This window comes from Nocardia sp. NPDC060259 (assembly GCF_042728775.1).
Taxonomy (GTDB): Bacteria; Actinomycetota; Actinomycetes; order Mycobacteriales; family Mycobacteriaceae; genus Nocardia.
In genome coordinates, this window is the sequence record NZ_JBHXAY010000010.1 from 71,921 (window position 1) to 97,209 (window position 25,289).

General features: G+C 67.1%; 23 protein-coding genes. 6 read left to right on the forward strand and 17 right to left on the reverse strand.

Annotated elements, in window-relative coordinates; genetic code table 11:
* Positions 1 to 214: 214 nt before the first annotated feature.
* Positions 215 to 343 (reverse strand): hypothetical protein, encoded by a 129-nt coding sequence (locus ACFWF2_RS07105; RefSeq protein ID WP_379305472.1) that lies wholly within the window; start codon positions 341 to 343, stop codon positions 215 to 217.
* 110 nt (positions 344 to 453) lie between these two features.
* On the opposite strand from ACFWF2_RS07105, the gene ACFWF2_RS07110 reads away from it, so the two are divergent.
* On the forward strand, positions 454 to 966 hold the full coding sequence (locus tag ACFWF2_RS07110) for a hypothetical protein (protein WP_379305474.1): 513 nt from the start codon (positions 454 to 456) through the stop codon (positions 964 to 966).
* Positions 967 to 978: 12 nt separating this feature from the next.
* On the opposite strand, the gene ACFWF2_RS07115 is transcribed toward ACFWF2_RS07110, so the two are convergent.
* The 4 genes from ACFWF2_RS07115 to ACFWF2_RS07130 are packed head-to-tail and all read right to left on the reverse strand — an operon-like array spanning position 979 to position 4,013.
* Positions 979 to 1,755, reverse strand: a complete 777-nt coding sequence (locus tag ACFWF2_RS07115) for an ESX secretion-associated protein EspG (RefSeq protein WP_379305476.1) — start codon at positions 1,753 to 1,755, stop codon at positions 979 to 981.
* A gap of 14 nt (positions 1,756 to 1,769) precedes the next feature.
* Positions 1,770 to 3,101: a hypothetical protein gene (locus tag ACFWF2_RS07120; RefSeq protein WP_379305478.1), complete on the reverse strand. Its 1,332-nt coding sequence runs from the start codon at positions 3,099 to 3,101 to the stop codon at positions 1,770 to 1,772.
* 3 nt (positions 3,102 to 3,104) lie between these two features.
* Positions 3,105 to 3,479, reverse strand: a complete 375-nt coding sequence (locus tag ACFWF2_RS07125) for a hypothetical protein (RefSeq protein WP_379305480.1) — start codon at positions 3,477 to 3,479, stop codon at positions 3,105 to 3,107.
* Between the two features lie 6 nt (positions 3,480 to 3,485).
* Positions 3,486 to 4,013, reverse strand: a complete 528-nt coding sequence (locus ACFWF2_RS07130; protein WP_379305482.1) for a DUF3558 domain-containing protein — start codon at positions 4,011 to 4,013, stop codon at positions 3,486 to 3,488.
* An 88-nt stretch (positions 4,014 to 4,101) separates the two neighbouring features.
* Here ACFWF2_RS07130 and ACFWF2_RS07135 point away from each other — a divergent pair, with 88 nt between their 5' ends.
* Positions 4,102 to 4,467 (forward strand): hypothetical protein, encoded by a 366-nt coding sequence (locus tag ACFWF2_RS07135; protein WP_379305484.1) that lies wholly within the window; start codon positions 4,102 to 4,104, stop codon positions 4,465 to 4,467.
* Positions 4,468 to 4,560: 93 nt separating this feature from the next.
* Here ACFWF2_RS07135 and ACFWF2_RS07140 read toward each other — a convergent pair whose 3' ends face one another.
* Both ACFWF2_RS07140 and ACFWF2_RS07145 read right to left on the reverse strand, forming a co-directional pair.
* Positions 4,561 to 5,136 (reverse strand): hypothetical protein, encoded by a 576-nt coding sequence (locus ACFWF2_RS07140; protein WP_379305486.1) that lies wholly within the window; start codon positions 5,134 to 5,136, stop codon positions 4,561 to 4,563.
* A complete protein-coding gene (locus ACFWF2_RS07145) occupies positions 5,103 to 6,257 on the reverse strand; it encodes a helix-turn-helix domain-containing protein (RefSeq protein ID WP_379305488.1) in 1,155 nt (384 codons plus the stop codon). Before ACFWF2_RS07145 ends, ACFWF2_RS07140 begins: the two co-directional genes overlap by 34 nt.
* A 362-nt stretch (positions 6,258 to 6,619) precedes the next feature.
* On the opposite strand from ACFWF2_RS07145, the gene ACFWF2_RS07150 reads away from it, so the two are divergent.
* Together ACFWF2_RS07150 and ACFWF2_RS07155 are read left to right on the forward strand one after the other, a co-directional pair.
* On the forward strand, positions 6,620 to 7,780 hold the full coding sequence (locus ACFWF2_RS07150; RefSeq protein WP_379305490.1) for an FAD-binding oxidoreductase: 1,161 nt from the start codon (positions 6,620 to 6,622) through the stop codon (positions 7,778 to 7,780).
* Positions 7,781 to 7,811: 31 nt separating this feature from the next.
* Positions 7,812 to 8,573, forward strand: coding sequence for an FAD-binding oxidoreductase (locus tag ACFWF2_RS07155; protein ID WP_379305492.1), 762 nt, complete (start codon positions 7,812 to 7,814; stop codon positions 8,571 to 8,573).
* A 3-nt stretch (positions 8,574 to 8,576) separates the two neighbouring features.
* Here ACFWF2_RS07155 and eccCb read toward each other — a convergent pair whose 3' ends face one another.
* The 8 genes from eccCb to ACFWF2_RS07195 all read right to left on the reverse strand — a co-directional run bounded on the left by eccCb (position 8,577) and on the right by ACFWF2_RS07195 (position 20,998).
* Positions 8,577 to 12,911 (reverse strand): type VII secretion protein EccCb, encoded by a 4,335-nt coding sequence (gene eccCb, locus ACFWF2_RS07160; protein WP_379305494.1) that lies wholly within the window; start codon positions 12,909 to 12,911, stop codon positions 8,577 to 8,579.
* Positions 12,904 to 13,275 (reverse strand): hypothetical protein, encoded by a 372-nt coding sequence (locus ACFWF2_RS07165; protein ID WP_379305496.1) that lies wholly within the window; start codon positions 13,273 to 13,275, stop codon positions 12,904 to 12,906. Before ACFWF2_RS07165 ends, eccCb begins: the two co-directional genes overlap by 8 nt.
* 95 nt (positions 13,276 to 13,370) lie before the next feature.
* Entirely contained in the window at positions 13,371 to 14,540 is a 1,170-nt protein-coding gene (locus ACFWF2_RS07170) for a globin domain-containing protein (RefSeq protein WP_379305497.1), read from the reverse strand.
* 616 nt (positions 14,541 to 15,156) lie between these two features.
* Positions 15,157 to 15,558: a heat shock protein transcriptional repressor HspR gene (locus tag ACFWF2_RS07175; protein WP_189034456.1), complete on the reverse strand. Its 402-nt coding sequence runs from the start codon at positions 15,556 to 15,558 to the stop codon at positions 15,157 to 15,159.
* The gene (gene dnaJ / locus ACFWF2_RS07180; RefSeq protein WP_379305498.1) at positions 15,558 to 16,739 is read right to left on the reverse strand and encodes a molecular chaperone DnaJ; all 1,182 of its coding nucleotides are present in this window, start codon (positions 16,737 to 16,739) and stop codon (positions 15,558 to 15,560) included. The genes ACFWF2_RS07175 and dnaJ overlap by 1 nt, the downstream gene beginning before the upstream one ends.
* A 24-nt stretch (positions 16,740 to 16,763) precedes the next feature.
* Positions 16,764 to 17,333 carry a nucleotide exchange factor GrpE gene (grpE, locus tag ACFWF2_RS07185; RefSeq protein ID WP_379305500.1) on the reverse strand — a complete coding sequence of 190 codons (570 nt, stop codon included), beginning with the start codon at positions 17,331 to 17,333 and terminating at the stop codon, positions 16,764 to 16,766.
* Positions 17,330 to 19,177 carry a molecular chaperone DnaK gene (gene dnaK, locus ACFWF2_RS07190; protein WP_379305502.1) on the reverse strand — a complete coding sequence of 616 codons (1,848 nt, stop codon included), beginning with the start codon at positions 19,175 to 19,177 and terminating at the stop codon, positions 17,330 to 17,332. The genes grpE and dnaK overlap by 4 nt, the downstream gene beginning before the upstream one ends.
* 216 nt (positions 19,178 to 19,393) lie before the next feature.
* Positions 19,394 to 20,998: a DHA2 family efflux MFS transporter permease subunit gene (locus tag ACFWF2_RS07195; RefSeq protein WP_379305504.1), complete on the reverse strand. Its 1,605-nt coding sequence runs from the start codon at positions 20,996 to 20,998 to the stop codon at positions 19,394 to 19,396.
* An 83-nt stretch (positions 20,999 to 21,081) separates the two neighbouring features.
* Here ACFWF2_RS07195 and ACFWF2_RS07200 point away from each other — a divergent pair, with 83 nt between their 5' ends.
* The gene (locus tag ACFWF2_RS07200) at positions 21,082 to 21,549 is read left to right on the forward strand and encodes a MarR family winged helix-turn-helix transcriptional regulator (RefSeq protein WP_379305506.1); all 468 of its coding nucleotides are present in this window, start codon (positions 21,082 to 21,084) and stop codon (positions 21,547 to 21,549) included.
* A 14-nt stretch (positions 21,550 to 21,563) separates the two neighbouring features.
* Entirely contained in the window at positions 21,564 to 21,866 is a 303-nt protein-coding gene (locus tag ACFWF2_RS07205) for a hypothetical protein (RefSeq protein ID WP_379305508.1), read from the forward strand.
* A 25-nt stretch (positions 21,867 to 21,891) separates the two neighbouring features.
* Here ACFWF2_RS07205 and ACFWF2_RS07210 read toward each other — a convergent pair whose 3' ends face one another.
* On the reverse strand, positions 21,892 to 23,448 hold the full coding sequence (locus ACFWF2_RS07210) for a dynamin family protein (protein ID WP_379305510.1): 1,557 nt from the start codon (positions 23,446 to 23,448) through the stop codon (positions 21,892 to 21,894).
* The gene (locus ACFWF2_RS07215; RefSeq protein WP_379305512.1) at positions 23,445 to 25,283 is read right to left on the reverse strand and encodes a dynamin family protein; all 1,839 of its coding nucleotides are present in this window, start codon (positions 25,281 to 25,283) and stop codon (positions 23,445 to 23,447) included. Before ACFWF2_RS07215 ends, ACFWF2_RS07210 begins: the two co-directional genes overlap by 4 nt.
* Positions 25,284 to 25,289 lie beyond the last annotated feature (6 nt).

Genomic DNA, 25,289 nt, shown 5'->3' on the forward strand with positions numbered 1-25,289 from the left:
GGCTGGGACAGAACTCTCACAATGGCGGTTCTGGAGGTCGGGCGTGCCCGCCGAGATGGCCGCCCGATCCCACTACCCGGAATCGCTGGGGGCTCCTCACCACACTCGACGGGCGCCGGAGCCGATCGCGCCTGACTGCAAGAAGGTGACGGTTCGAGTAGCGCAGCCGAGGGCCACCCAGCCGGTGTGACTACACACCAGCACTGGTGTATAGTCACACCACATGGTCAGCAGGGGGCGGCACCCGAAGAAGGCAATCAATGCGGCACTCGCTGAGCTCGACCTCGGCCACTTCGAGGTCGAGGAAATGCACCGTGGACACCGGTGGGGTGTCGTTCGCCACCGGGCGACCGGTGACACAATCGCCATCTGGTCGACCCCACGTGTACCCGAGGACAATGCCGATGCGATTCGACGGTTCGCGCGGCAGCACACCGATACGAAGGAGTCGCGATGAGTCACCACGAGTTCACGCTGGTGCTCGATCACACACCGACTGACAAGGAGCTCGACTCGCTGTATGAAGCGGGGCTCGACGACTCGACGCCGGAGTTCGGACCACGCACGACCCCGGTCCTGCATGTACATCGCGATGCCGACTCGTTGGCGTCCGCCATCATCAGTGCCGTCGGGCAGACCGAGGCGGCCGGATTTGCCGTCGTTGGTGTGCGAACCGAGAACCTGGTCACCCTGAAGACTATCGCGGCGAGAACCGCACGGACCTACGAGGCGGTCCGCCGACTTGCCAACGGGGACCGCGGCCCAGGGGGCTTCCCCACACCGATGAGCGGCGACGGCTATTCCCTGTACTCGTGGACCGAAGTCGCTCGATGGTTCGCCGAGCATTACGGGATCCCGGACACCACCACTTACTACGACCGAATCATCGCGGCCGCAGATCATTTGGTGCGGGCCAGGCGGCTGATGGGTGGCGAGGCCGGTGAGCTGTCGGCTCTGGCGAGCTGAACACCGCTGTGGTCAGTGGGGGCGGTAGGCGCCTGCACGGGCCTTGGTGGCGGTGGTGGTGAGGATCGAGGTGAGGGTGGCCTGGAGGCGGGTGGGGGTGGTGGGTTTGGCGATGAAGGTGGTTTCGCCGTAGAAGACGTAGCGGCCGTCGTTGGTGAGGTCGTGGAGCTGGAAGTCGTCGCGGCCTTCGGTGTGGCGGTTGTCGACGCTGCCGTGGGCATAGACGCCGATGTGGGTGAGGGTGTCGGTGGGTTTGGCGAGGAAGGTTTCGAGTTGTTCCCGTGGGGTGGGGTTCCACGGGTCGCGGACGTGCGGGCGGGGGGCCGCGAGTTCTGCTGCGGTGACTCTGATTTCGCGGCCGTTTCCGGGGGCGACCTGGGGAAGCGTGGAAAGAACTGCGGCGGCGAGTGTTTCGGTGGCGAGGAGGCGGAGGGTGATATCGCCTGCGTTCTCCTCGTCGCCGGGGGCTTGGACGGCCAGCGCGGCGTAGTTGTCGCGGGTGCCGCCGTATGCGCGGATAGTTCTTGTGCCACGGCAGGATCCGGCGACCTCGACGCGTGCGTGCGGGGCCAGCAGAGCCGCGACGGCGTAGTCGAGATTGGTGTCGAACTGGGCTTGCAGTGACTCGGCGGCCTTGCGGCGGAGCCGATCGGTATCAGCGCGGAAATCGGTCGTGTGGCGATGGTGCAGGGGGTACGGGAGGACGTCGCGGCCCGTCGCTTCCCACAGCGTGCGGAACTCTAATGCGGTGAGATGCCAGGTGTGCACGGAAGATCTACTCTGCTCCATCAGAAAACCAACGACTAATCCGCGCCGATGACGGGCGGGACCGATTTGGGCATGTCGTCCAGGCCGGTGAGTTCGTCACCGTGTTCCTGCGTGACGAGATAGTCGGGAATGCCTTTCGTGGACTCGTCGTCCTTGCCCCCACCCCTCGCGCCGGGCGACATCATGCCCGGCATCCCGGCGCGACCTGCCGCGCCCGCGGACGAACCACCCACCCGCGCCACGCCCGACGGGTTGCCCGCGGTCGAGGGTGAGCCGGAGACCGCTCCGCCGGGGGACAGAGCGCCCGCGCCGGGGGAGCCACCGCCGGGACTTCCCCCGCCGCCCGGACTTCCGGACGGGCTCCCGGCGCCGGCGGGGTTGACGCCGGAAGGTGTTGTCGCCGTGGGGTCGGTCGATTGCGGGTTCGTCGATTGCGGGTTCGTCGATTCGGGGGACGACGAGTCGTCGTCTGACGTCGCGGTGTCGGGCGAGTCGTCGTCAGTCGCTGTGTCGGGTGTTTCGTCAGTAGGCTCCGGGGTGGTTCCGGGGTCCGCCGACGACGGCTGCGTCGTATCGGGCGTGCCGGACGACGGGTTGCCTGAATCGGGTTGCCTTGTGCCGCCCGGATTTCCGGGGTCGCCGCTGTTGTCGATGGCCTTCGGGATGGGGATGACCGGAACGTCGGTGTCGGATTCGTGGACCACCGGGGCGTAGACGGACTCGAGTACCCGAACGGCCTCGGCCTTCGCATTCCGTTGCGCCACATCGTCATTGCGCCAGCCACGGCCCGCCAGGAAACTGTGCAGATTGTCGCCTCCGCTGCGGTGCTCGGGCGGGTACGGCACAAGATTCTTGGTCGGCTCCAATCCGGTGCGGAGTTCGTCGAGTTTGTTGCTGGTGAGGGCCGCCGCTGTGGTGACCCGCTTGCCGGTGTTGTCATATGCCGCAACGGTTTGCGCGGCCGCGGTCGCCGCCGCACCGGACCAGACGTCGGGAGACATGCCGCGGGTGATCTGCTTGCGGAACTCGTCCAGCGAGGTGGTGTTGCGGGTCGCTATCTCCTTCCACGCGTCGACCAGGTTCGTCACGGCCTCGAGATTGATCTGGTCGACCTTGGCCCGCAGAGTGGCGAGATTCGGCTTGTCGAACTCATCGGTGCCGTTCACCGCCTTCGGGCGGTATTCACCGTCGAAACCGAGATCTTTGGCATTCTGGCGGACCGTCGCGCGCTGGTCGTTGAACTTGTTCTGGACCTCGGCGGCGTCGGGAGCTTCGGCCTCACCGTTGCCGGTGATCAGGTCGCCGATCTGGCGCTTCCAGGTGGAGAGGAAGTCGACGCCTGCGAGGTGTGAGGTGGGGTTGGTCATGGGTTACACCTGGCCTGCGGTGTAGTCGAGGGCGTTGGCGGTTTCGATGTCTTGGCCGGTGAGGCGGGTGAAGGAGATGGAGAAGACTTCGCGGAGTTGTTTCACGGCTTCGATGTCCTTTATGAGGACCTCATACAGCGAGTTCGGGTCGCCGATGGCCTGGGCGCGAAACTTTGCTTCGAGTGTGCGAGCCATATCGAAATCGCCGAATCCGGTGACGTTTTGGGTTCGCCTCGAGAAATCAACCATTCCCTGGAGGTCAGTCAGGCGCTGATCGCACGCCTTGTACATGTGGTACGCGGCGGCTTCGTTGTTCAAGTAGACCTCCCCGCCGCGGGCCTGCGCGAGGAGTTGGCTGTAGGGCGTCGATTCCGCCATTGCCGCCTACTTCGGGAACGCCGGGACGAGCACGGCCCCCGCACGTTGGAGGTACGCGCACGGGTCGTCCAACGGCCCATCCGCTATAGCAGAGTTGTTGACCCCCAACTGGACTACACCCTGGCTTGCGGGGAACACCACATCGCAGAACGCGTTGCGGGTATCGCCCTCGATGCGGAACTGGCGGCCTGACCTGTTCGCGATCGTGACGTCGGCGAAGTTGATGTTCCCGGGCTTCTGCTCAAACTGCGCCAGGGTTTTGTCCGTCGTATAGACAGTCAGTGAGTATTCGGGGCCCCGCCAACCACAGATCTCCCAGCCGGACTGTGGAACACCGGCGAGTCCAGTCTCCTCTGTACCCGGATCCACCCCCGCGGCCCGCAACACATCATCCGCAATCTCCGTACACGGATTCCACAACGCCGGCTTGGCCGCAGCGGTCGTCACCTCGGGCGACGTCTCCCCCGCCGCACACCCGGCCAGCCCGGCCACCGCCAACCCCGCAACCAGCACCGCTGTACCTGCGCGTTTCATCCCCACCCCTTCTCGCCGGACACTGCTCTGACCAGGGACATTAGCACGGGAAAGCGGCTGAGGACGGTGCCGCGTAGGTTGGTCGATCATGAGTGAACTTCGACTTTCGGCACCGTTCGACGGGCGCGACGCCGGGGGCAAACCGGTGGTGAATCGTCCGGCGATCGACCCTCGGATCAGCGAGCGGGTGCTCGACTACCTCGCCCACGCGCCGGTGGTTTTGAGCGCACGCAGCTACGACACCGACGACTTCGACGCGCAGGTTCGGGATGTGCCGATGAACTTCCACACCGACGGGGTGTTCGTGTGGCCGGGCGCTGTCCCGCATTACCTGCGCAAATACGGCCTGCCGCCGGAACCGGCGCTGGTCCAGCACATCGTCGGCAAGAACTTCGAGATCGGGGAGGTCGGCGAGGACGAGCGCCAGGCGGCGGTGCGGTTGGTTGTCGGCTGACCAGCGGTGATCGTTGCCATGATCGAGTTGCGGGCCATCTGCGACGCAACCTGAGAGCACGGCGGGTCCGATGATGGGGCCACGGCGCACGAGTCACTCGCCATGGCGAGTTCCGAGGTTGCGGATCCACTGTTGGTGTTCGCCGACAGGAAGGGAGAGCGGTTCGAAGCCTGCGCGCTCGAACAGGAGCTGACTCGGGTAGTTCCGCGTGTGAATATTCGCGGTGACCAGCACCGGACCAGCGGTGGGCCGATGCGCTCGTTCGCCGACTACCCTGCACACTTGGTCAAGAGCACCGTCCGCGACTTTGCCGCCCTGACCTCGCGCAGTGACGCTTATCCCGATCGCTGCAACGTGTGCAGCAAAGAGCGGGGGCGACGTCTTCTCGAATATCAGGTGCGCTGCGGCGATGATCTCCTCGCTGTCTTCTCGCCTGCCCACAATGAGGATGTTTCCGGCCTTCAGGCATTTCGGACTCTGTCGAATGATGCTCTGCGCAGCGCGTTCCCATGGTTTCGGGTGCGGCATCTTCCGACCACTCGAGGTTTGCGGCCGCGGGGTCGTGCACGAGAACATCTCGAGTTCTGTGGCTCCGCGGCGATCGGTGATCGTCTGCCAGCGGACCGTCGTCGGATTCACTGGGCAGGAAGGCCGTTCGTCGACAGCCAATCCTCCAAAGCTGTTCGGCTAGGCCGCCTCTCGAGCGCCTGCTGGTAGAAGGCGGTCGATTCGTCGGCATCCTCCAGTTCTGGAAAGTCGATCTCGTCGACTGGCACATCCAGCGCCCACGCAAGGTATTCGGGAGAGATGGCGCCCTGCTCGACTCGACGCTGTAGCGCCTCGACCAACAGCGAAGGTAGTTCGCGGGCGGAGGACGCCTGCTGTCGCAAGGTGACGTACGTCCGGTCACCGATCATTCGATCACCAGTCGCATGAGCTCGGATCAGTGTTGGTGTGGACTGCTTCAAGGCCGAGGCCACCTCTGTCGACGGTTGGATTCTGAGCACTGCCAAGCGCTTCTTCAGCGCCTTCGTGGACACACCTGTTCGCCAGAGAAATCTCGCTAGGCCGCTCTCGTCCATCTCATGCCAATCTTCCTGCTCGACGAGTCTTTCGGGGAGCAGGAGCTGCGCTGCGTAGTCGTCGGCCGGGCGCTCATCCCTTTCTCCGGGCTCCGCACTCCCACCGTGGTGACCGAGCGCTAGATGTGCGAGCTCATGCGCCAGAGACCAGTTGCTCCAGAACCAATTGGACGTGGTCGCGAGCATGACGATCCCGCGCGTGCCGATGGTGAGCGAGTAGGACGTGGTGATCCTCGGGAGGCGAATGACATCGACGCCGAGCCGGGTTTCCACGACTTCGCCGAAGCTCTCGACGAAGTCCTCGCCCAACTCGGCACGCAAGTCCGCGGGACTCTCCGGTAGCTGTCTGCTGGGCGGAGGGCCTGCGGGGAATGCTGCGTTGTAGGTGGCTGCAACTTGCTCGAGGAGGGCCTCATCGCGCGCGCGGCCGGGATTGGCACGCACCCCACGATCGACGTCCCAGCTGTGCCGGGCGGCGATCCTGACCCGCTGCGGGTCCCGCTCACCGGTGACTAGCCAGTAGAGCTCGACACCGAGCACATCGGCGATTCTCGCGAGCTCGACCGACGAGAAGCCACGCTGCCCGTTCAGAGCGCGCGACAACGCGTCGGGCTTCATACCGGCCAGGTCGGCTAGCGTTCGCTGGCTCATCTCAGACGGCATTCGTGAACGGATCCGCTCCCCCGCCGCCAGCAGTTCCTTGTCCATGCATCAAGCCTAGCTGCGGCGTTGGGATTTTCCCAACGCTTTCTGCCGCGTCCTTGGCGTTATGGGCGACAGCGAAGGGTGTGTCCAGCGGCCAGAGCGGGACGGGCGCCACCTGCGGGAGTTGCGTCAGCGTATCGCCGTGCAGTCGATCTTGGCGGTCCGAACCCGCCAAGGTCACCGACGCATATCGATGCAGGCGACACCGCGCCGAGGCGCGGTCGAGGGCTTACGATCCGTCCGGCGAATGGGACCGTGACGAGCATCCCTGCACCCAGCGGCAGGTTTCGGGGGATACTTGACACGGCACCCGCTCCGAGGCGGGGCCACATTGCAGCAATTCCAGGGAAAGGGAGCTTGACGACGTGGATGCGCGTTCGCTTGCGCTGGTCCGCGCCGATTTCCGCGGGGTGTCGGAGACACCCGGTGGTCCTGAGCGGCTGATCAGCGCTTTCTACGGTCACCTGTTCGCGCAGAACCCGGCGTTACGGGAGCTTTTCCCACCCGCCATGGACATGATGCCCAAGCGTCTCGTGACGGCGCTGCAGTATGTCCTGGACAATCTGGAGGACTTCGAGCGCGCCCAGAGGTTCCTCGAGCAACTGGCCCGCGACCACCGGAAATACGGGGTCGAGGCCGACCACTACGACATGGCGGGCAGAGCGCTGCTCTCGGCGCTGCGCACCTTCCACGGCAACCGCTGGACCAGGGAATTGCACGAGGGCTGGAGCGACATCACCATCCTCGTCTCGGCGTCGATGGCGATCGGCGCCAACGAGGACAAGTCGCAGCCGTTCTGGGGCGCGACGGTGGTCGGGCACCGCAGGGTGCTCGACGACCTGGCGATCGTGCGGTTGCAGGCCGACGGCCCGATCCCGTTCAAGGCGGGCCAGTACGTGCCGGTGCAGGTGCCGCAGCGGCCGAACATGTGGCGCTACCTCTCCCCCGCGATCCCCGCCAATCCCTATGGTGAGATCGAATTCCACGTGCGCCGGATCAGCGGTGGCTGGGTGAGCCCGGCGATCGTCAACGACACCAAGGTCGGTGACCGGTGGAAGATCGCCGGTCCGCTCGGCGGCCTGCACATCGACCGGGAGTCGGGGCGCGATGTGCTGCTCATCGGCTCCGGCACCGGGATCGCGCCGCTGCGCGCGCAGCTGATCGAGATGAGCCAGCGCGGCATCAACCCGCGGGTGCATTTCTTCACCGGCGGCCGGTACCCCGGCGACCTCTACGACGTGGACAACATGTGGCAGCTCTCGCAGTCCAACCCGTGGCTGACCGTGGTACCGGTGTGCGAGGAACGCGACGATCCCTGGTGGTATCCGCAGGCGCCCGCTTCCCCGTCGACGGGTATGTACCGCCGTCTCGTCGGTAATCTGGGTGCGGTGGTCACCAGCTTCGGCGCGTGGTCCGACCGCCAGATCCAGATCGCCGGGTCGCCCCGGATGATCGCCGACACCCGCCGCGCGCTGATCAGGGCGGGCACCCCGCCCCAGATCATCGCCGCCGACCCGGTCGGCTGAGAACCCTTCCCGCCCTTCGTGAAAGAGGCCGATGAGCAGCAGCGAGTACCCCGATACCGGCTGGACGGCGACCGTTGTCGGTCATCACCGCCTGCGCAACGACCTCGCCGTGATCCGGCTGATCGGTGATTTCGTGCCGTTCGCGGCGGGCGGGTCGGTCGAGGTGGAGGTGCCGCAGCATCCCGGCGTGCGGCGCAGGCTCTCCCCCGCGCTGCCGCCCTCGCTCGACGGCAAGCTGGAGTTCCACGTGCGCATCGTGCCCGGTGGCTGGTGCTCGAGTTCGATCGTGGCCGACACCCAGCCCGGCGATCAGTGGCGAATCAACGCGCCGCACAGCGTTTTCCACATCGATCCCGAGGCCGCCGAGGTCGTGATGATCGCGGGCGGCACCGGTCTGGCGCCGTTGCGCGCGCAGATCCTCGATCTGGCCCGGCACGAGAACCCGCCGCGCACCTACCTGTTCTACGGCGGCCGCTCCCCCCGCGACCTCTACGCCTCGGACATGCTGTTCCTGCTATCCGGCGAATTGCCGTGGCTGACAGTGATTCCGGTGGTCGAGAGCCCCGACGACCCCGCCGTCCGCGACGAATGGCACGAGCACTCGCGCGTCGACATCGGCTTCGCCCCGACGGAGATGCTGCACGGCACCCTCGCCGACGTCGCCGCCGCCCACGGCCCGTTCCACCAGCATCAGGTGCTGGTCTGCGGTTCGCCCGCGATGGTGCGCACCACGGTGGACACGCTCGTCGCCGCAGGCACGCCGTCGGCCAACATCACCGCCGAGGGCGCCTGAGATTCACTGCGGCGCGGGAAAATTGGCTATCTGAACCATTTCCTGCTCCCGGGTGCGCGACGCCAGGATGCCGCGGCCAGGGGGAAGCTTCATCGGCCGGACGTCGCCGATGATTCTTCCTTCGTCGCGGGGGCCGCTCATCACCAGCGTTTCGACGGACAGGTTCCGCAAAGCGCCGAGGACGGGGTCATACAGTGCCCGCGAGACACCACCCGTGCGGCGGGCGACGATGAAATGCAGTCCGACATCGCGGGCCTGCGGAAAATACTCCACCAGTGACTGGAACGGATTCGCCACCGAACTGGGAGCGACCAAATCGTAGTCGTCGACCACGAGGTAGATCTCCGGCCCCGACCACCAGGCGCGCTCCCGTAACTGCTGCGCGGTGATGCCGGGGCCGGGGATGCGCGCCGCCAAGGCATTCACCACCTCCGCGATCATCGGCGCCGTCGTCTGCGATGAGGTGGAATATCCCGCCAGCGCGTTCCCGAACTCGCCGAGCATTCCGCGCCGATAGTCGATCAGCACTACCTGCGCCGCCGCCGGGCTCGCGTTCTCGACGATGCCGGTGATGATATTCCGCAAGAGTGTCGTCTTGCCGTGCGCTACGTCCGCGAAGACCATGAAGTGCGGCTCGGCCGCGAAATCGAGTACAAAAGGCTGCAACTCGGATTCGCAGAGGCCGACGACCACCTTCGTCGGGCCCAGCGAGATACCGTGCTCCGCCGCGAGCGCGGGCAGCGCTTCCCGGCTGAATTCCAGCGGCAACGTCCGCACCTCGGGCGCTCGGCGCCGCCCGTACATCGCGCTGAGTTCGGCCGCGGCCTCGCCGAGCCCCTCGCTGAGGGACGACGGATCGGAGTCGGAATCCAAGCGGGGCAACGCGATCAGCATGTGCAGGTGATCGGCGGTTATCCCACGCCCGGGCCGTTCGTCCGGAACCTGCTGCGCGACACGACGATTGATTTCCGAATCAGAGGGATCGCCCAATCGCAGTTCGATCCGGGTGCCGATCTGATCCCGGATCATCGGCCGGATCTCCGGCCAGCGCGACGCGCTGATCATCAGGTGGATACCGTAGGACAATCCCTGGGTGGCAATGGCATTGATCTGCGGCTCGAGCACTTCGAACTCTTCACCGACCGCCCGCCAGCCATCGATGACCAGGACGACGTCACCGAACCTGTCCGGTGACGACGAAGTCGCGGAATCCGCTGCCTCGGGCGCGGCGGACTTCCGTCGCCGATACTCCACGATCGACTCGATACCCAGTTCGGCGAATCGCTGCTCGCGCAGGCGCAGCAACGTCGTCAGCTCGGCGATCGTGCGACGTACCCGATCACCGTCCAAACGGCCTGCCACCGAACCCACATGCGGCACCCGAGCCAACCTCATGAGACCGCCGCCGCCGAAATCCAGGCAGTAGAACTGCACCTGCTCCGGAGTGTGCGTCACCGCCGCGGCAAGCACGATCGTCTCCAACGTCGTCGACTTGCCCGCGCGCGGACCGCCGACAACGGCGACATGCCCTTTGGCACTGGAGAGATTGATCGTCAGCACTTCGCGACGATGCTCGGACGGCTTGTCGATCACTCCGATGGGCATCCGCAACCGGCCGGCCCGATTCACGGTCGACCGCCAATCCCGGTCGGGCAACAGCTGATCCAGCGTCGGAGATTCGTCCAGTGGCGGCACCCACAGCGGATACGCCGGCTTGCCGTGCCCGTGGATCCTCGACACCACCGCTTCCAGCAACGTGCGCTGCTCGACACTGCCGGTGCTCGCGCCGGGGCCGACCCGTTCCGACCGGCTCACGTAGGCCGACTTGAACCGCAGCGGATCGGAAGCATCGACCTTCAGATAGCCGGAGCCAGGATCGCTGGCCAGATGGTAGGCGTCAGCGGTGCCGATGACCGCCCGCGACTCGGCGGCGGAGAACGTGCGCAGCACGATCCGGTAGGACAGATGTCTTTCCAGCCCGCGCACCTTGTCCTCCTCGAACCGCTGCGAGGCGAGCAGTAGGTGCACGTGCAGCGAACGTCCGAGCCTGCCGATCATCACGAACAGCTCGATGAAGTCCGGTTTCTGGGCGAGCAGCTCCGAGTACTCGTCGACCACGATCAACAGCGCGGGCAGCGGACCCACCTGCATGCCCGCCGCACGGGCTGTCTCGTAGTCGGAAACGTCGGCGAATTTCCCCGTCGCCCTGAGTATCTCCTGCCTGCGTTTGAGCTCGCCGGCCAGCGCGTCCTGCAACCGGTCCACCAGGGACAGATCTTGTTCCACGTTGGCGATGACGGTCGACACATGCGGCAGCGATTCCAGACCGGAAAAGGCCGCACCACCTTTGAAGTCGACCAGAACCAGATTCAGCGCATCCGGGGAATGGGTGGTGACCAAGGCGAGGATCAGGGTGCGCAAGAACTCCGATTTGCCGGAACCGGTGGCGCCGATACACAGCCCGTGCGGGCCCATGCCGTACTGGCCCGCCTCCTTGAGATCCAATTCGACGACGTCCCCGGTGGCGGTGACCCCGATCGGTACCCGCAACCGGTCGCGACCGTGCCTGGGCCGCCACATCTCATCGACGTCGAAGTCCTGACCGGAACCGATGCCGAGCAGATCGGTGAAGTCCACCTCGCCGTCCAGCGGAGACCGGCCGAGGCCGTCGAGCGCGAGCTCTTGCTGGTATCCCCGCACCAGATCGACCAATTCGGCGGCGCCATCGGAAATTTCCGCCGCACTCAGCAACTCCGGCTGCAACTCGCGCAGATCCGGCATCGCGACGCGAAACGGCCGCTCCCCGAACAGCGCCCACCCCGGCCCGTCGGGAAGGCGGGCGGCGCGCTCCGGATGCAGACGCGAATCGGCGGGTCGGTGCAAGCGCAATTCGATATGCGCCGACAGCAAGTCGACCAGCTCACCGGGCGCCTCGTTCCAGTCGCGCGCGGTCACCACCAGATGGACGCCGTACTCCGGGCCCGCGCTCGCGATCTGCTTGATCCGGCCGTCGAACCCGGGGATCTGCTCGCGGAAATCGCCGAGCCGGTCGATGAGCAGGAATACATCGGGCACCGGGCCGGGCAGGGATGGCCGGGCGGCGCGCAGACTGGCCGGTGAATCGATACCGGATTCCCGATACAGTCGCTTGCGGCTGCGGATCTCGGCGGCTACCCGGTCGAGGACCGCGCCCACCTTGTCCAGCTCGTCGTCGCCCACCGCGCTCGCGATATGGGGTAGCGCGCTCATCGAACCGAGACGGTTGCTGGATTCGAGCACATACAGTTTCACCTCGTCGGGTGAATGAGTCAGCGCCAATGATCCGGTGAGCGTCCGCAGCAGCGTGCTCTTGCCCGACCCCGCGCGGCCGACGATGAAGAGGTTGCGATCCGCGCCGGCCAGGTCCAGCCACACGGTTTCGCCCGGCACACCGTCGGTCCGCCGCTCCTGCCCGATGGGAACCTTCAATCGGCCGGTCCCCCACCAGTTCGCCGCCCGCAGTCCACTGTCGGGCGTCTGTTCGAGCCGCCCGACGAGCGACCCGAGCTGCACTCGATCGCCCACCTCGATGAGGCTCGATTGCCGCCGCCGAACCCGGGCGATATAGACCTCGTCCTTGAAGACCCCGTAGTGGTTCGGCGTCTGCCTGGTTGTCCGGCTGCGGACATCGGCGTGCACGAACGTCCACAGGTCGTGGGTGCCGATCAAGCCGCTGCCGTTGTCGGCCTGACCGGTGCCGATTCCCTTCACCAGCGCCGAGGTGAACACCGACAGGGGTGCCGAGTCACCGTCGGCGCGCCCCTCGGCCGCGGTCTCCACCGCGCTCGACGCGGTCAGCACGCAGATCCCGTCGCCCGCCGCGAGTTGCTGGGCGACATCGTCGATGGTCGGTGCGGACTTCATCACCTCGGAGCCGAGAAACGCGCCGCTGTAGCAGCAGTCGAGCACGATGATCTTCGCCGCTGCCGCGGACTCCCGGATCAGCTCGCGGATGAACGTCGAGGACACCGCCGTGCTGCTCAGCAGCTGCGGGTCGGTATTTCCGACAGCCAGGTACAGATTCTGGCGGGTGCGCAGTCCGTGACCGGAGAAGTAGAACAGGATGACGTCGTCTGGTTCGGCGCCGCGGAAGACCCGCTCGATGCTGCGCTCGATCTCGGCCTTGGACTCGTTGATCAGCAGCTCGGTCGGCCGGAAGCCGCCGATCTCGGGGTCGCGCAACAGTTCCCGGAGTTGCTCCGCGTCCGAGATCGGCGCGTAGAGCCGCGACAAGCCGTCGAAGTGGTAGGTGTCGTTCGCTACGAAGAGCGCGATTCGCCGTCCGGTCGGACTACTCATCGGCCAGCAGGTCGCCGAACTTCTCGATGGCATTGTCGACCTGGGCCATGCCCGGGCGGACGATGGTCACCTCTCGATCACCCTTCTTGATCGTGATCGAATCCGCCTTGGTTCGCTCCAGGAACCTGAGGCTGACATCCCGAATCGACCACACCACGGCACCGATCGTCCCGCTGGACACCAGCAGCTGACCGATCTGCTCGACGGCGCCAGACTTCTGGCCGTCCGCCGCGGCGGTCGTCACCCGGCTGACGTGTAGTCCACCGATCTCGGACAGATCGGTCTGTAGCTCGCCGGTCACCTCGTCCAGCCACTCGGCGTCGCGACGCCCCCCGGAATTGATCACCAGCACAACGTCATCCATCGATCCGCCCTCCCTCACTGTGATCATCCTCGTCAGACCACTCTAACCAGGACGAAGCGAACCGACAGGTCGATTCACGGCGCGGGGGCGCGCGCTCAGAACAGTGGGTCGTGGCGGATCGACTTGGCCTGGGTGCCCGCCGCCATCAGGCGGAACTTGGTGGTCTGCACCATCGATGGCGATCCGACGATCTGCACATCGCGATCCGCCCACGAGCCGTAGCTGGCGACGACCTTGCCGATCTGGCCGGTCATTCGCGGTTCCAGGCCGGGCAGGTCGCCCTGCGGTTCGCCGGACTCGTAGTACCACCAGGGGTTCTCGTCGCTCTCGGTGACGGGGGTGACCGAGAGCCACTTGTTGGCCATGGCCAGCTGGCTCAGGACCTGTAGGTCGTAGAGGTCGCACGGGTGGTGGCCGCCGACGAACAGGTGGACCTTCGGGTTGACCCGGCGCTGGGCCATCGCCATGATCTGGGCGCGCAGCGGCGCGATGCCGGTGCCGCAGCCGACCATCAGCATCTTGCGCTTGGTGTTGCGCGGCACACCGAGGCCGCCGAGCGGTGAACCGAGCAGCCACTGGTCACCGACGGCGGTGTGCGAGACCATGGACGGGCTGACCCAGCCGCCGAGCACGCTGCGAACATGGAACTCGATCTCGCCGTTGGCATTCGCGGGGTTGGCCGGGGAGAGGTAGCGCCACATCCGCGGCCGCGCCGGTATCTGCACGCTGAGGTACTGGCCCGCCGCGTACTGCATCGGCTGGTCGAGCTGAACGCGGATGACGGCCAGGTTGCGCAGCACCTCGCGGCGTTCGACCACGGTCGCCGACCACGCGGCGGGTGTCGTCTCCTTGTCGGCGGCGCTGATCATCGCGCCGCTGATGGTGGCCAGGCCCTCGTCCCAGGCGGTGGCGACCTCGTCGGTCCACATCTCGGTGCCCGCGAACTGGCGCATGGCCGACTTCAGCGAGTTGGCCACCGCGACATAGTGGGCCGGCTGCACACCGTACTTGCGGTGGTCGCGCCCGAGCTGGGCGAGGAACGGCAGCAGCTTGTCGGGTTCTTCCAGCCGGTCCAGCGCGTAGCCGATCGCCGAGACGAGCCGTTCACGCTGGGAATCCATGGCCGCCGGGAAGTAGTCACGGATGCCTGGATAGTCCGTGAACAGGATCGAGTAGAACGACCTGGCTAGCTTCTCGGGCCCACCGTCTTCCGCAGCAACCGCCTTGAACGTAGTACGGATCAAAGCGACAGTCCGCGAATCCATATGTGTCACAACCTCGTTTCGCCATCGAACGCTAGCCGCGCCGGCGAGTGACGGGCTGGGGAGGACACTCGTCAGCAGCCGATGCGAGAAGTCTAGGCGAGGTTTGCCAGCTTAGGAATCGTACTCTTAAACATCACGCATGTAATTCGTTTAAAACCGGGCGGTACCTGTTCAGTACCAGCTAAAAACATACCAGTGGACCGTGAATCTTGGGTGAACATGACCTCAAGATTCTCCGATCTTCCCGGCAATTGCGGCAATAGCGACCCAATGTGCCTGGTAGAGCGACCTTTCCGCTACGGACCCAATCTCTCCGGCCCGACGCGCCGTGCCACGACACGCGAGGAGGGTGTGCCGGAGTGGCTGGTCGACGGGAGGGAATTAGCCTCCGATCGAGCCGAATTCAGCGTCCTATCAGCAACCTTTCGTGATGATCCCGAGATATACGCCCACCTCAGAGCCCTGCGGCCCCACAAGCCCCGGCCAAGATCGCGAATAAGTAGGTTGCTGGATAGTCACCAGCCGATCGCCGGGGATTGACCGGGCACGAACGAGCCCCCGGCCCGCGTCCGCCGGAGCGGATCGCGAACCAGGGGCTCGGGCGAATCGTGGAACCCTACCGCCGGTGCCGCGGCTGCCACACCACGAGCGCGGTGCTGCGCTGGGGCGGCGACAGGTCGGGCCGGTAGCCCGCCCGCAACTGCTCCAGCTCCGCGCTCATCTCCTCGACGCGCTGCTGCAGCGCCTCGACCTGATTGGTGAGCTCGATGATGCGCTTGATGCCCGCGAGGTTGACACCCTCGTCCTGCGACAGCCGCTGCACCTCGCGCAGCAGCTCGACGTCGCGGGTCGAGTAACGGCGTCCGCCACCCGAAGTGCGTTGGGGGGTGACCAAACCCAGCCGGTCATACGTACGCAACGTCTGCGCGTGCATACCCGCCAGCTGAGCCGCCACCGAGATCATGAAGAACTCGGCACGCGAGGTCCCACCCGACGCGGACTTCGGACTATCGGACATCAAGCACCCGCCCATCCCGCACGCGGATCGAAGCCACCGGCCTTCTCCGCCTCCTGATAGCGCTTGAGCGCATCGGTGGCGTCGGAGTCCAGATTCTGCGGAACCGCGACCTTCACCGTGACCAGCAGGTCACCGGCGCCGCCCGCCGCGCCGCGCTTGGGCACACCGCGACCGCGTACCCGCAGGATACGCCCGTCGGCGGTGCCCGGCGGCACCTTCACGCCGACCCGGCCGTCCAGCGTCGGCACGGAAACAGTTGTCCCCAGCACCAATTCGCTGTAGCTCACCGGGAGCACCAGGGTCAGGTCGTCGCCCTGGCGGCCGAACACCTTGTCCTGGCTGACGTGCACGGTCACGTAGAGATCGCCGGAGGGCGCTCCACGCAGGCCGGCTTCGCCCTGCCCGGCCAACCGGATCTTCTGCCCGTCACTGACACCGGGCGGGATACGCACGGTGATGGTGCGGGTGCGGTTCTGGATGCCGGTGCCCGAGCAGTCGGTGCACGGGTCGTCGATGATCGACCCGGTGCCGCGGCAGTCGTCGCAGGGCTCGCTGAAACCGAACGCGCCCTGATTACGGCTGACCACGCCGGAACCGTTGCAGTGCGGACACACCCGCGGGCTGGTGCCCGGCTTGGCGCCGCTGCCATGACACGTGGTGCACGGCGACGGACTGGTCATCCGCAGCGGGACGGTGACACCCTGGGCCGCCTCGCGGAAGCCCAGCGTCGTCTCGGTCTCCACATCGGCGCCACGGCGCGGACGGCTCGAACCGCGCGCGCCACCCCGGTTGAACAGCCCGCCGAGCAGATCGCCGAGGCCGCCGTCGCCGGGTGCGCCTGCGCCACCGGCCTGACCGAAGATGTCACCGATGTTGAAGTCCTGCGAGAAGCCGCCGCCCGCACCGGGTGTGAACCCGCCGCCGTAACCGCGACCGCCACCGCCGGCGAACAGGCGGCGCGTCTCGTCGTACTCCTTGCGCTTGGCCGGATCCGACAGCACGGCATTGGCCTCGCTGACCGCCTTGAACCGCTCCTCGGCCTTGGTGTCACCCGGGTTGGAGTCCGGGTGCAGGTCACGAGCGAGCTTGCGGTAGGCCTTCTTGATCTCGTCCTGCGAGGCGCCGGAGGAGACACCCAGCTCCTTGTAGAAGTCCTTTTCGATCCACTCCCGTTGGCTCACCGAGCATCTCCTCCTCTCGCGTTCCTATTGGTCGTCGCCGTCGGCATCCGAATCCGATGCCCCCACGGCCTCGGCATCGGTTACCCCGACCAGCGCGTGCCGAAGCACCCGTTCGCCGAACCGATAGCCCTTGCGCATCACAACGCCGATGACCGGGTCGGCGCCCGAACCCTCGTGCTGCACTGCCTCGTGCAGCGTCGGGTCGAACGGGTCACCGATCGCACCGAACTCGACCAGACCCTGCTTCGTGAGCGCGGTCTCGAGCTTGTCGGCGACGGCCTTGAGCGGGCCGGTCTCCAGGTCGCCGTGCGCCCTGGCGCGGTCCAGATCGTCGAGCACACCGAGCAACTCGGTCACCACCACGGCCTTGGCCGCGTCGATGTTGGCCTGACGATCCCGCTCGACCCGGCGGCGGTAGTTCGCGTATTCCGCGGTCAACCGCTGCAGGTCGGCGGTGCGCTCGGCCAGCTCGTCGCTGACCGGCGCCTCGGCCTCGCCGTCACCGGAGGGCTCCGCCACCTCGGCGGCGGAGTCTGTCTCGGTGTCTTCGACGATGTCTTCGATCAGCTCCTGCTCGGAGTTGGCCTCGGTCACTTCTTCTCCGTGTCCACCGGCTCGTCGACAACCTCGGCGTCGACGACCTGGTCGTCGTCGGCCTGGCTCGGACCCGCGCCGTTACCGGACTGGCCCTCGGCGGCGCCGGCCTCGTAGAGCGCCTGGCCAAGGGCCTGCGACTCGGTGGCCAGCTTCTCCACGGCGGACTTCACCGCGGCGATGTCGGTACCGGCGAGTGCCGTGTTGGCCTCGGCGATGGCCGCCTCGACCTTGGACTTCACGTCCGCGGGCACCTTGTCCTCGTTGTCCTTGATGAACTTCTCGGTCTGGTGGACCAGCGACTCGGCCTGGTTGCGGGTCTCGGCCTCCTCGCGGCGGGCCTTGTCCTCGGCGGCGTGCGCCTCGGCGTCCTTGACCATCCGGTCGATCTCTTCCTTGGACAGGCCCGAGCCGTCCTGGATCTTGATCTTGTTTTCCTTGCCGGTGCCCTTGTCCTTGGCGGTCACGTGCACGATGCCGTTGGCGTCGATGTCGAAGGTGACCTCGATCTGCGGCACGCCACGCGGGGCCGGGGGCAGGCCGGTCAGCTCGAAGGAGCCGAGCAGCTTGTTGTGCGAGGCGATCTCGCGCTCACCCTGGAAGACCTGGATCTGCACGGACGGCTGGTTGTCGTCGGCCGTGGTGAAGGTCTCCGAGCGCTTGGTCGGGATGGTGGTGTTGCGCTCGATGAGCTTGGTCATCACGCCACCCTTGGTCTCGATGCCCAGCGACAGCGGGGTGACATCGAGCAGCAGGACGTCCTTGACCTCACCCTTGAGCACACCGGCCTGCAGGGCGGCGCCGACGGCGACGACCTCGTCCGGGTTCACGCCCTTGTTCGGCTCGCGGCCACCGGTCAGTTCCTTGACCAGGTCGGAGACGGCGGGCATACGGGTGGAGCCACCGACGAGCACGACGTGGTCGATGTCGGCCACGTTGATGCCCGCGTCCTTGATGACGGACTGGAACGGCGCGCGGGTGCGATCCAGCAGATCGGAGGTGATCTTCTGGAACTCGGCGCGGGTCAGCTGCTCGTCGAGGAACAGCGGGTTCTTGTCCGCGTCGACGGTGATGTAGGGCAGGTTGATCGAGGTGCTCTGGCTGGAGGACAGCTCGATCTTCGCCTTCTCGGCGGCCTCGCGCAGACGCTGCAGCGCCATCTTGTCCTTGGTCAGGTCGATGCCCGAGCTGGCCTTGAACTTGTCGACCAGCCAGGTCACGACGCGCTCGTCCCAGTCGTCGCCACCGAGGTGGTTGTCACCGGAGGTCGCGCGGACCTCGACGACGCCCTCGCCGATTTCCAGCAGCGAGACGTCGAAGGTGCCGCCACCGAGGTCGAAGACCAGGATGGTCTGCTCTTTGTCGCCCTTGTCCAGGCCGTACGCGAGCGCGGCCGCGGTGGGCTCGTTGACGATGCGCAGCACGTTCAGGCCGGCGATCTGGCCCGCTTCCTTGGTGGCCTGACGCTGGGCGTCTTCGAAATAGGCCGGGACGGTGATGACCGCGTCGGTGATCTCCTCACCGAGGTAGGCCTCGGCGTCGCGCTTCAGCTTCATCAGCGTGCGCGCGGAGATCTCCTGCGAGGTGTACTTCTTGCCGTCGATCTCGGTGCTCCAGTCGGTGCCGACGTGGCGCTTGACCGAGCGGATGGTGCGGTCGACGTTGGTGACGGCCTGGTTCTTCGCAGGCTGGCCGACGAGGACCTCGCCGTTCTTCGCGAACGCGACGACCGAAGGGGTGGTGCGCGAGCCTTCCGAGTTCGCGACGACGACCGGCTCGCCGCCTTCGAGAACGGCGACGACCGAGTTCGTGGTCCCGAGGTCGATTCCGACCGCACGAGCCATAGTGATTTCCTCCTGTGTGACGTACTTGGGGCAATAGTCTCAGCAACGCTGAGTGGGGTGGGCTCAATCCTGCCTTCCGAGGCCTCCGGGCGTCAACCCGAACTTGAGTCCATCACACTCAACGTCGTTGATCAGCACAACCGGTAGCTGCGGCGATTCATTCCCGCCACCCGAAAAATCTTTCCCGCCCCCGGGCCATTCTTGCCACGACCGCGCTCAACTGCGGCGGCTGATGCGCGATCGTGACGGATCGTTCATGCCGTTTCGCGCGGGTTCGACGAAGGCGGTTGTCGCCAAGGCGAGGACGAGTAGGCCCGCGCACAGGTAGCTCGACACCTCGATACCCGCCGCCATGGCTCCCCTGGCCGCCTCGGCGACGGGGAGCGCGTCTTCCGCGAGGGCCGGGATCACCGATCCGGCGCTGTCGGTGACTGTCGACGTCAGCTGGTGTGCCTCGGATTCGGACAGTCCCGTATCGGTCAGGCGGTCGCGCAGGCCGGTTCCGAGGGTGCTGAAGAAGACGGTGGTGAGGACGGCGATCCCGAGGGCCGAGCCGAGTTCGCGTGCGGCGCTCTGGATTCCCGACCCCTGCCCGGCGCTCTCGGCGGGGACGTCGGCGAGCACGACATTGGTGACCTGGGCGGTGGCGAAGCCGACGCCGATACCGTAGACGAACAAGGCGACGGCGATCGACCACCAGCTGCTGTCGGCCGCGGCGAACAGCCCGAGCAGGGCGAGACCGGCGGCTTCCAGTAGCAAGCCGCTCCTGACCTGACCCAGCGCCGAGACCGACGCGGTCATCGAGAAGCTCGCGCCGCTGGCGACGAAACTGCCGATCGCGAGCGGCACCAGGGCCAGGCCCGCCTGCAGGGCGGTGTAGTCGAGGGCGAACTGCATCCACAGCGGCAGGACCGCGATGATGCCGAATTCACCGAGGCCGACGAGCAGGGTCACCACATTGCCCTTGCGGAACGAGTCGATGGCGAACAGCCGCACATCGAGCAGGGGCTGTTCGTCCGCGAGCCTCGCTTGCCTGCGCCAGAACATCCCGAGCGCGAGGATCGCACCGGCCAGCGCGACGAGCACCGGCGATGGTCCACTACGCCAGGTGAATTCACCGATGCTCAGGGGTTCGGTGACGATCAGCCATCCGTAGTGCCGGCCTTCGATCAGGGCGAAGGCGAGCAGGCCGAGGCCGAGTGCCGACAGCGCGGCGCCGAGCCAGTCCACGCGGCCCGCCGAGCTCGGCGACACCGGGAGATAGATCAGCACCGCGGCCATGATCAGGGCGACCATCGGGATGTTGACGCCGAAGGCCCAGCGCCAGGAGAAGTCGGCGAGCCAGCCGCCGAGCAGCGGGCCGACCGCGGCGGCCGCGCCGATCGTGGAGCCCCAGATCGCGAAGGCCTGCCCGCGCGCCTTTCCGGTGAACGCGGAGTTCACCAGGGCCAGGGAGGTCGGCAGGATCATCGCCCCGCCGATGCCCTGCAGGAAGCGGGCCAGGATCAGCAGACCGCCGCTCGGAGCGAGCGCGGCGAGCAGGCTGGTCACGCCGAAGACGACGAGACCGATCAGGAACAGTTTGCGCGCACCGTAGAGGTCGCTGAGTCTGCCGGTGAGCAGCAGGAGCGCCGCGAAGACGATCGCGTAGGACTCCTGGATCCATTGCGCCTGAATCGAGGTGATCGCGAGGTCGTCGACGATCGGCGCGACGATCACGTTCACGATCGTCAGGTCGACCACGATCAACGCGACGCCGAGCGAGACGGCGATCAGGCCAAGCCACAACCGCAGCGGTGGGGTCTCGGTTTCGGTCTGCAATTTACCTCCATTATCAAGTGACTTTATGATGAAGGTAAATTGCAGCCGGTAGGTTGTCAATGAGCGGCCAACGAGAGGACGACATGGCGAAGACATCCGGCGATGTCGCGGGGCAACGGCGGCGGCTCGCCGCCGGGCTCATCGGCTACGGCGCGAGCTTCACCGAACTGGGCCGCCGGTTCGCCGAGACGCTCGGCGTGCACTCGACCGACGCCTTCGCGCTGATGGAGATCGCCGCCGCCGAGGCAGCAGGCACTCCGCTGTCCCCCGCGTTGCTCGGCAAGCGGATCACCCTCACCTCCGGGGCGATGACCACCCTGATCAACCGGCTGGAGCAGGCGGGATACGTCACCCGCAGCCGCGAGCACACCGACCGGCGGGTGGTGACATTGCGATGCAGCGAGCAGGCCCGCCGCCTCGCCGACGAGTTCTTTCACGCGGTCAATACCGAGCAGGACGCGATCCTGGCCGAATACTCGACCCACCAGCTCGAGCAGTTCGAGACCCTGATCGCGCGGTTGCGCGCGACGATGGACGGGTCGTCCACCTAGACAAGGGAGAAACCGTGCACACCGTTGATCTTCTCGTCGTCGGCCGCGGCCAGAGTGTGGTCGACACCTCCACCGCCTACATCGACGGCCTCGGCTTCCGTGTTCTCGGCACCACCCTCGACGAGGAAGCGCTGGGCATCCTCGACCGCGAGCGGGTTCGTCTGCTCGTCATCGGCGGCGGTGTCGAAACGGAATCACGAAAGACGCTGACGGCCAGGGCCGATGAGCGCGGGACCACCGTGGTGGCGGCGGAGCGGGCCGGGCGCGGGGTGGAGCAGTACCTCGCCGAGGAGATCGTGCCGGTGCTGCAGAGCTAGCACCACCCTTGCGGAATGGCCCGCGTCAGCGGGGGAGTTCGGAGAGGACTCCTTCGGCGCTGCGGGCGGCGGCTCGGCAGGCGGTGGCGGTGGATTGGTCGGCCAGGGGGTGGGCGGCTCGGGATCGCCAGGTGCGGACCGCGGTGGAGGCTGCGGTGCGGAGGGTGTTCGGGTCGGCTTCGGCGGGGAGGCCGAGGCGGAGGTGTGGTGCTACGCCGGTGCCGCCGAGGATGCGGTGCAGGTCGGCGAGTACCGGTGGGGGGAGGGGGAGTTCGTCGGTGCGTAGGCGGCCGAGGAGGCGGAGTTCGGTGAAGCCGTGGACGTCGGCCAGGCGGGCGCGGACGCGGGGTAGCAGTCGGTCGGCTTCGGTTCCGGGGTAGGCGGACAGGATGCGGTTCAGGGTGCTCAGGGCGGAATGGGCCTTCAGTTCTTCTGCGCGCTGGCCGAATTGAATCTCCAGTACCGAACGCAGTTCCTCGATGCCGCTGCGTGCGGCCAATTCGGCTGCCAGCGAGGAGGAGTCGCGGACGCCGAGGCGGATCAGCATGGTGGCCATGCGGATTCCGAACAGGCCGAAGCGGTCTGCCAGTTGGGCGCGCAGTTCGGGGGCGACCGGGAGGGCGATGTCGGCGCGGGCGAATCGGTCTGCCGAGAGCAGGGCGATGCCGAGGTCTTCCGCGGGGACCGTGGACAGGGCCTCGAAGGCCGCGAATTCTGGTTGCCGCAGGGTCGAGGCGGCGAAGGCGAGCAGGCCGGCCACCGGAATCACCGCCTGGCACAGGCCTGTTCGCTCCAGTTCGCCGGCGAACCGGGCTGCCACCTCGCGGGCGGAGTGCAGCGCGTCGATGCGGCCGGCACCGATCTCGTCGGCGCGTGACACCACTCCGATCACGCCGAGCGGGCCGGCACCACCGGCGCCCGCGCCGATCTGTTCGAGAAAGCTCACGTCGGTGGCGTCGAGGCGGCGCAGCAGGTAGACGACCGCGTCGGCGCCGGGCGCCGAGATCGCCGACCGGCCGCGCGGGTTACCTTCGGCGCCTGCGGGGGTGAGCAAGCGCGCGGTGCGCAGCGAGACCTCGCGTGACAGCGACGAGGTGCCGGGAGTATCGATGATCGTCGTCTGGGCCAGGGCGGCCGACGGCCAGCCGACCTCGAGGTGGTCCACCTCGCGGGGGCCGTAGGCATCCCAGTTCAGGGCGCTCAGGTCGAAGGTGAGACCGTGCGCGCCGCCGCCGCGCCGCACGATCACATTGGCCCTCGCGCCGTCGGCGGCGTGGGCGGTGACGGTGGGGGTCGAGGCGTCGCGGTACCAGGTGACGACCCGGGTGCACTCGGTGGCGTCGGTCGGGGCGACAGCCTGGCCGACCAGTGCGTTCAGCAGCGTCGACTTGCCTGCCTTGATCGAACCGGCCAGCGCTACCCGCAGCGGCTCACGCAGCCGGAATTCGCAGTCGGCCAGCAGCGTGCGCGCGTACTCGTCACGACCGAATACCCGCGCCGCCGCGCCGACCAGCTCGTGCGCCTCGGCCAGGATCCTGGGTGCCTGACCGCCGGGCGCGGCGGTGTCGAAACGGTGGGTCACCCAGATACCGTACCGTCGGCCCGTCCTGGTTCGAGTTGCATCGTTTCCGCGTAGCGACGCAGCTCGGCGACCGCGTTCAGCTGGCGTTCGAGTACGACGGTGCGCTCGGCGCGGTGCGTGGCTGCCATCGCGGCCGCTTCCTGGGCGGCGCGCAGCGAGGCGTCGATCGAACGCAGGCTGCGCTCGGCGACACCGGCGAAGTGGTCACGCAGGGCGCGGTGGATGCGGTGCAGGCGGTCCTTGGTGTCCTTGGCCGCCTGGAACGCGACGTCGTCGAGGAAGCGGCGCACCTCGGCGTTGGCTTCGACGCGGCGGCGAGCCAGTCGTGCGGTCTTGTCGTCGCGGTAGGCCTTGCCGCCGACGATCAGGCCTGCGCCGAGGGAGATCGGGTTCAGCATCGCGAGGCCTGCGAAGGTCGTGGCGAGGCCGATCATCAGCACGCCGCCGTAGGAGCCGCGCATGCCGACCAGCACCTTGCTGGTGAAACCGATGTCGGGTTCCAGGTCGGCCAGGGAACCCGAGCTGGCGAGGGTGCTTTCGTCGTCCATTCCGGCATGGACCTCGGGCAGCTCGACGGCGCCGACCTCGTTGAAGTGGTCGGCGATGCGTTCGGCCAGCAGTTCAGCGCGGCGGTGGGTCAGCAGGAGGTTGTCGCCGAGCGCGGTGTCGACGGTGCCGGACAGCCATTCGGCGATCGCGCCCCAGTGCCTGCCCGGGTCGTTCTCGTCGATCCATTCCTGGCCGGTGCGGGCGACGCCGCGCAGGCGCTCGCGCAGGTCGTGGTCGACATCGCCGACGAGGTCGGTGATGCCGTCGGCGAGTGTCTGCTGCCAGCTCGCGGTTCGCCGCTGAAGTGCCTCGGCGGCGGCACGGGCGGACTGGAGCTCGTCGACGGCGGCGGAGCCGAGCGCGGGGTCGCGCAGGGCTACCAGTTCGCTGCCGAGGGCCAGTGCCAAATGTTCTGCTGCCGATTGCAATTCGCGGGCGACGGCCTGACGTGTGACGGCCTGGTCGCGGGCGACCACCCGGTCTCGAAGGAAACCGAACAGCACACCGAACCCGGACTCCTGGCCCAGCTGCGCGTCTTGCAGGCGCAGGGCGTGGGCGCGCAGCAGGGCCGACACCGGGATCAGGGCGACGTCGGCTTCGGCGCGGGTCAGGTGTGATCGGTCGGCTTCGAGTACCCGGTGCCAGTGCGGGTACAGGTCGGTTTTGGTGAGCAGGACGGCGACCGTGGGGCAGAGTTCGCGGATCTGGCGGACGAAGGTGAGCTCGGGTTCGGTGAGCTCGGTGGAGGCGTCGGAGAGCACCAGTACCGCGTCGGCCGCTGCGGCCAGGCCGAGAACTCCTGCGGCACAGGCGCTTCCGTGGCCGCCGACACCGGGGGTGTCGATCAGGACGATGCCGTCGGCCAGCAGCTGGTTGGGCAGCTCGGCCTCGATCCGCACGATCTGCCTGCCCTGTGCCAGCGGGCTGCGTTGATCGACGACGCCGATCTCGTCGAACGGGATCTCCACCCGTTCGTCCTCGGCGCCGGGCGCGCTGAGCACCAGGTATGCCCGCTGCTGCGCGCCGTAGGACAGCTGCAGCGGGAGCACGGTGGTCGTGTCGTCGCCGACCTGGCACACGTCGAGCCCGAGCAGCGCGTTCACGAACCGGCTCTTGCCCTGACCGAGCTGGCCGGTGACGACGATGCGGTGCCGCGGATCGCGCACCCGCTCGGTGACCTTCTCCAGGCGCCCGACCAGGTCGTCGCGGCCTGCGGCGCGGGCCGCTGCGACGGTGTCGGCCAACACCGTCGTCAGCGGCACCGCATTCGGTGCGAGAGTCCCCATCGCAGC